Below are 6,543 nucleotides of genomic sequence, written 5' to 3'. Positions count from 1 at the left end.
TAAGGCTAAGTTTTTACTAAAAATAGCAAAAATATTCCTATTCATAGAAATTGAAAGATTTATTCAACAGTCTTTAACATATTCTAAACAATTTGTGATTCTATATTTTAAATTTCTTAGTGCTGAGTGATTTAGTACTACTGCTTTAAACTTATACCTCTTGTATATTAATTATGAGAATGTAAAATTTAAGAAATATTAAAGATATATAAAATATTTCTTATGCAAGAATCTTTAAAACTTAGTGAGTTTTTAGAGCTCATAAAAAGTACTATAGAAATGAGCTTTGGCTATGAGGGTTTTTGGATTGTTGCAGAGCTTTCTGAATGGAGAAAATCAGGTAAGCATTATTATGGTGAGCTAATAGAGCATGATGGTGTTAGTAAGTATCCTATAGCTAAAATTAGGTGTAACTGTTGGGCAAATCAAGCAGATTATATAATAACAAAATTCAATTCGGTTACAAATGAAAAATTAAAGTCAGATATGAAAGTTTTGCTTAAAGTATCTGTTAATTATCATGTTAGTTTTGGTCTTAGTTTAAATATAATAGATATTGATCCAGCTTTTACATTAGGTGATAGACAAGCGCGTAAATTAGAAATATTAGAGGCTCTAGCAAATAAAGGTATTTTAGAGAAAAATAAAAATCTTAATTTGCCTACTGAATTTACTAAAGTTGCTGTAATTACAAGTATAACAGCAGCTGGTAAGGGAGATTTTTTTGAAGAGGCTGATAAACTTCAATCCTTAGGCTTATGCAGTTTTGATATTTTTGAAGCAAAAATGCAAGGTAAAGATTGTGCAGTAAGTGTCTCGACTGCTTTTAGTAAGATTATGCAAAAATCTGATCAATATGATGCTATTGTGCTTATTCGAGGTGGGGGATCTCAAGCTGACTTAGACTGGTTTAATAATATTTTAGTAGCTGAAAGTATTTGTAATAGTTTGTTACCAGTGATGGTTGGAATAGGCCATGAGCGTGATAGTACGGTTTTAGATGATGTATGTACAAAACATTTTGATACGCCCTCAAAGGTAATAAATTTTATAATAAATACTATAATTGATAATGCCAGAGCAGCTAAATATAGTTACGAATCAATAATAAAAATAGTAAAAAGCTTGGCTAAACATAATCAGGCTCAATTAGAAAAAATATATAGTGATTTTAAAATTAAGGTAGAACACTATTTATATCAAACTAACCAAAGTATAGAACATAATTATAGAAGTTCTTTATCTGTGTCAAAAGGATTAATTAGGCTATATAGTCAAGCCGTTGAATCGCAGTATAATAATATAAAGTTGAATTCTCAAAATTTAATAAAGCATTATAGTCATTCAGTTGATGAGTATTATAAACAATCTATTAATATCTCAAGAAGTATTACAAAGTATTATAGTCAGACAAGTGAGTATTTATATAAACAAATTCTCTCAGTATCTATTGAGCCAACATTAAAAAGAGGGTTTAGTGTTACAATATCTCAAGATGGCAAGTATATAACTAATTATAAACAAGCTCAAAAATATTCAACACTAGATATAGTTTATTCAGATGGAAAAATTCAGTTAGAGGTAAAAAATAATGACAACACAAAGTAAAAAATTTGCAAAAAATTATGAAATTTTAGAGCAAATAAATGAGAAGCTTCAGGATAATCAAGATACTCCAACATTATTAGATGAATTAGCTCCTATGTTAGAGCAAGCTTCTAAAAGCTATAAACTGTGCAAAGAAAGAATCGATGCGGCTCAGAAATTTATAGATGAGTTTGATAAACAGGATTAAATTTTAAAAAACCATACCAGGCATTTGCCAGATACCTGCAGTTCTAAGAGTATCTTTTATGATTAGGATTTTTTCCTGCTTATTAGCTGGCTTGTTAATATCATAGCTGGTTTTAGCAGCCATATTTGTTAGCTTAAATGGTAGATGTGCATTTTGTAGCTCTTGTTGGAATATTGAACTTGCTCTACGAATATGAGAATCAGAGCTTATAAGAAGGATATTTTTAATAGGTTTATTTAATCTCTTAATAATATCTATAGTATTTATAGCATTTGTAACTGTACTAGTAGACTGATCTTCTTGGATAATTTGATCAGTAGGAACTTTATGTTGAGTTAGCCACTGCTTCATTTGATATGATTCTGTGACACCTTGGTGAGCAACACCACCAGATACTATAATTATAGCATTTGGATATTTCTTATGAGCAGCTAAGGTTAACTTTAATCTATCAATTAATATATTACTCATTGAACCATCCGCATTTAATGAATAACCAAGTGTAACTATTGCTAATGAGTTTTGCTCAAGATTTCTTAGCTTATCAAAAGAAGTATTAATTTTTAGGTTAAAACTTGATTTTGCAGTTTCTATAGCTTGTATATAGTGAGGCATTTTTTGCCAGTTAGATTTCTTTAGTACAAGCATGTTTTCATTAAAACTATTAGGATCCCAAACTAAGGAATATGCTGTTAGTAAAACTTGTAATATAGGGTTATTAGATTTGATATTACCAATTGAGTCAAGAGTTATTTTTGCACTATCTAATTGATTATTAGAAATTTCTAATAATGCTAGAGATATAGCTAGTTGGGTTTGTACATAGCTATTTTTAGGTGCTTTTATAAGAGCGTTTTTAAGATCTTGTATAGCTCCAGATTGATTTCCTCGTTTAGTTGTTGCACCACTATGTTTATCACTCTTAGAAACTGATAAATTATACTGTATATCAGCTATAGCATTTTGTTGGTGATCTAAAATATCTAAATTAAATATTGGAGGATGTGTATTTGTTGCAAGTACACAAACAGGTAGCATTATAAGAATACTAGCTATAATTTTATTGAACTTCATAGTAATTAATAGTTTATAAATACAAAATAGTGTAAGTATAGCAGGTTTTAAATAGATAAATGTTTAAAAAACCATGCCAGGCATTTGCCAAATACCAGCGACTCTAAGAGTATCTTTTATAATTATTGCTCTTTCATTATCTGATATTGGCATCATGATGTTATATCCTCTAACTCCTGAAACAATATTATGGAATTGGATATCTGAGTTTGTACTTAGGTTTTCTTGCTCATATATTGCATTAGTCCTTCTAATATCAGAAGCTGATGTAACTAAGATAACATTCTTAACTTTTGGCTTTAAGACTTCTAATATTTTAAATGTATCTATAGCACCCCATACAGTACTATCTGATTGATCCTCTTGTATTATGCTATTGCTTGGGACACCATTTTTAACAAGCCATTGTTTCATTCTATATGACTCAGTAACTCCTAATTTAGGTTTGCCACCAGTAACTATGATTTTTGCATTTGGATATCTGTGATGAGCTTCAAGTCCTTTTTGTAACCTTTTTATTAATATATCGTTCATTGAACTATCTTGATTAAGATTATAACCAACAATAATAATAGTTGTAGGGGAGTTATTTTCTATCTGAAGCTGATTTGCATTAGTATTAATTTGTAGATAATAACTATTTTTCATTATTTTAAATGTTTTTATAAAATCATTTGTCTTTGACCATTTTAATTTTGATAGGTTTTGTAATGATAAATTATAGTTTTTTAGTTTAAATAGGTCTAAATATGCTATTGAATATATTTTAACAACAGGCTCTTTTGGAAAATCTTTTGAAAGTTGCTTAATTATTTCTTCTGCTTTTTTATAATCATGAACATCTAACTCTAATGAAAATAAAGATAATCTTAATTGAAGTGATTCAGTAGATTTATCTGGCGTATCTTTAAGGGCTTCGTTGAGATATTTTATAGCATTGTCCAAGTTTTGTTTGTTTGCAGCACTATTGCTATCATCTCCATTACTTGTAACATACTGAACATTTGCTATAGCTTTTTGTACTAGTTCAATTTGATTTGAACTATTTGTCGAAGCAATTAGCTTACTACTATAACTATCATTATAAAAAGGAATATTTGATTTAATATATGATATGATATCGTTTTCTTCAGAAAACCCTAGATTTAGTGAGCTTAGTAATAATATATAACTACAAATTATTATTTTTTTCATATTATTTAAAAATTTTATGCAAAGTCACTAAATAATTGCTAGTTTCTTTGCAAATTGTGATTCTATTTAATAATATATCACAAACTTAGCTATAAATTACGGAAAATGAAAAAAGAAATATCAATAAAAAATATAATATTTGCAGGTTTTGCTACAACTGTAGAATATTTTGATTTTGCTTTATTTACTTATGTGACTATTTATATATCAGCAACATTTTTTCCAGATAATAATTCTTCAGTTGCTATATTGAAAACGTTTGGATTGTTTGCTGCAGGATATTTAATGAGACCATTGGGTGGAATCTTCTTTGGTAATCTTGGGGATAAAAAAGGGCGTAAGCATGTGTTAATATTCACAGTTGCACTAATGCTTGTATCAACAGGTATGATAGCATTTACTCCAAGTTATGGGAGCTTAGGTATTACATCTGTAATTATTATTCTACTAGCTAGAATGATTCAAGGATTTTCAATAGGTGGTGAATATAATGGTGTGCTCGCGGTGTTAAGTGAGGGTGCTCCAGATAATAAACGTGGTTTTATTACTGCTTTTGGAACCTTTTTCTCTGGTTTAGGTGTTTTTCTAGGTACATTTATTGTCTATGTTTTAACCATTTTTTTAAGTTCAGATCAGATGCATGCTTATGGTTGGAGATTATGTTTCGTTATAGGTATGGTTTTGGCCGTTATTGTACTTGTTATGCAGTTTTTACAAAGTGAGTCGCCAGAATATTTAAAAGCTAAAGAGGATGGAATGTTAGAAGATACTCCAGTTGTTTCAGCAGTTAAGGAGTTTCCATATCAAATATTTATAGTATTCGCATTAGCTGGATATTTAGGAATTGTGTACTATATGGTTTCTGGTTTTATTCCAACATTTTTGAAGCATGATTTAGGCTATTCAGTGCATACAGCTATGTTAATGTCTATGATTGCTGCATTTTTCTATTTTGTGACAGCTCCATTGTGGGGTAGGTTATCTGATAAAGTTGGTAGGAAAAAAGTATTATTAGTATCTTGCATTGGTATTGGTATATTAATAACTCCAGCGTTTTATATTATGACAAATACAGATTCACAAATTGTTATAACTCTAGTTATGACTATTATTATGCTACTAATATCTGCAGCTACAGCAACATTTGTAGTAACAATAAATGAACTATTTCCAACACATTTAAGATTTAGTGGTGTAGCAACTGGATATAATCTGAGTAATGCTTTATTGGGAGGCTCTGTACCAATGATATCAGCAGCATTAGTTATGTATTTTGGTAATGTTGCTCCTAGTTTTTATGCTTTAGTTGCTTCTATAGTTATAGTTATTATCATAGCAACTATGCCTGAAACTAGAGGTGTAGAATTAGAAGAATAAAATCTAAGCAATCTGGACTAAACTTGATTTGTTATTACTAGTTTTGTAGACTTTAGTTTTAAGCTCTACAAGCTTGTTATGGAATATTTATTTATATTAGCTTTATTTATAGTAGTCATTGTAAGCATTATCTACCTTCCAATTAGGTTATATAACAACATTATCATTAATGAAAATAATGCAAAAAGAGCATGGTCAAATACTGTAGTTTATCAAAAACAACTTCTCGAGCTTATACCTAGGTTAGAGGCCAATTTGAATAGCTATAAAGATTATGAAAAAGCTACTCTTACCGATATAGTTAGTTTGAGAGAGAGTATTAAAAAAGTTTCATCTGATGATGTAGATGTTGAAAAGTTATCAAAAAGTTACGATGAGACTCAACAGCTAATTTCTAAACTTAATGTTCGTTTAGAACAATACCCTGAGCTAAAAGCAAATACGGTATATCTTAAGTTTATGGACAGTTTGTCAGACAACTATACTAATGTAACATCAGCGATTAGAATCTTTAACTCTTGTGTTAATGCTTTTAATGACAGTATTACAATGTTTCCTCATTTTATTATTAACATTATTTTTCTCAAAAAACATAAGCTTGATAGTTTTCAACATAGTAGAAGTGAAGATTCTCTGGGTGGATTTAAGCCAAATTTCTAAGGATTGTAGATGCTTAAAAATGAAGTGTTATTGCAAGAATTAGAGAGTGAGATAAATACTAATTTAGATATAAATACCTTTTATGAAAGAGTAGAAACAATATTAAAAAAGAATCAATTTAAGAGAAAGTCTAGTTTTATACCAATACTTCACTTCTTTGGTTTCTTTTTTTCTTTTACATTGTTTATATTTCTATATAGTTGGTTGTTTTTTAGTATTATAAATTTTATTGCTAGTTTTATTGATTTTTTAGGAGTGATACTTGGTCTTTTATGGTTTATTTCTTTATTGCCAGCATTATTTTTGTATTCAAAATTTTATTACAAGTTTTTTTATAAAAGTATTAATAACTTTAAAAGACTGTTAAATAAATCTTTCAATTTCTATGAATAGGAATATTTTTGCTATTTTTAGTAAAAACTTAGCCTTAAATTGTCTTTGTT

The 6,543-nt window shown here is 28.6% G+C and carries 6 protein-coding genes; 4 read left to right on the top strand and 2 right to left on the bottom strand.

The annotated features are described in order from the left end of the window. Positions 1-222 precede the first annotated feature (222 nt). Complete coding sequence (gene xseA, locus R8535_RS10475; RefSeq protein WP_329499050.1) at positions 223-1,608, top strand: exodeoxyribonuclease VII large subunit; 1,386 nt, start codon at positions 223-225, stop codon at positions 1,606-1,608. Continuing rightward, positions 1,592-1,795: an exodeoxyribonuclease VII small subunit gene (gene xseB, locus R8535_RS10470; protein WP_329499049.1), complete on the top strand. Its 204-nt coding sequence runs from the start codon at positions 1,592-1,594 to the stop codon at positions 1,793-1,795. Before xseA ends, xseB begins: the two co-directional genes overlap by 17 nt. Before the next feature lie 3 nt (positions 1,796-1,798). Here the strand turns inward: xseB and R8535_RS10465 are convergent, their stop codons facing one another. After that, on the bottom strand, positions 1,799-2,869 hold the full coding sequence (locus R8535_RS10465; RefSeq protein WP_329499047.1) for an ElyC/SanA/YdcF family protein: 1,071 nt from the start codon (positions 2,867-2,869) through the stop codon (positions 1,799-1,801). A gap of 63 nt (positions 2,870-2,932) precedes the next feature. Continuing rightward, positions 2,933-4,063, bottom strand: coding sequence for an ElyC/SanA/YdcF family protein (locus R8535_RS10460; protein ID WP_329499044.1), 1,131 nt, complete (start codon positions 4,061-4,063; stop codon positions 2,933-2,935). 105 nt (positions 4,064-4,168) lie between these two features. On the opposite strand from R8535_RS10460, the gene R8535_RS10455 reads away from it, so the two are divergent. Next, positions 4,169-5,440, top strand: coding sequence for an MFS transporter (locus R8535_RS10455; protein WP_329499043.1), 1,272 nt, complete (start codon positions 4,169-4,171; stop codon positions 5,438-5,440). Positions 5,441-5,518: 78 nt separating this feature from the next. Further along, positions 5,519-6,100 carry a LemA family protein gene (locus R8535_RS10450; RefSeq protein ID WP_329499041.1) on the top strand — a complete coding sequence of 194 codons (582 nt, stop codon included), beginning with the start codon at positions 5,519-5,521 and terminating at the stop codon, positions 6,098-6,100. Positions 6,101-6,543 lie beyond the last annotated feature (443 nt).

Source organism: Francisella sp. 19S2-4 (genome assembly GCF_036281795.1).
Lineage (GTDB): Bacteria > Pseudomonadota > Gammaproteobacteria > Francisellales > Francisellaceae > Francisella.
Note: the sequence above shows the minus strand (reverse complement) of the source record. Positions and strands in the feature narration are given on the sequence as shown.

Excerpts from the sequence above, each read along its gene's own strand:
- xseA (WP_329499050.1), top strand. The coding sequence starts at position 223 with ATGCAAGAATCTTTAAAACTTAGTGAGTTTTTAGAGCTCATAAAAAGT.
- xseB (WP_329499049.1), top strand. The coding sequence starts at position 1,592 with ATGACAACACAAAGTAAAAAATTTGCAAAAAATTATGAAATTTTAGAG.
- R8535_RS10465 (WP_329499047.1), bottom strand. The coding sequence starts at position 2,869 with ATGAAGTTCAATAAAATTATAGCTAGTATTCTTATAATGCTACCTGTT.
- R8535_RS10460 (WP_329499044.1), bottom strand. The coding sequence starts at position 4,063 with ATGAAAAAAATAATAATTTGTAGTTATATATTATTACTAAGCTCACTA.
- R8535_RS10455 (WP_329499043.1), top strand. The coding sequence starts at position 4,169 with ATGAAAAAAGAAATATCAATAAAAAATATAATATTTGCAGGTTTTGCT.
- R8535_RS10450 (WP_329499041.1), top strand. The coding sequence starts at position 5,519 with ATGGAATATTTATTTATATTAGCTTTATTTATAGTAGTCATTGTAAGC.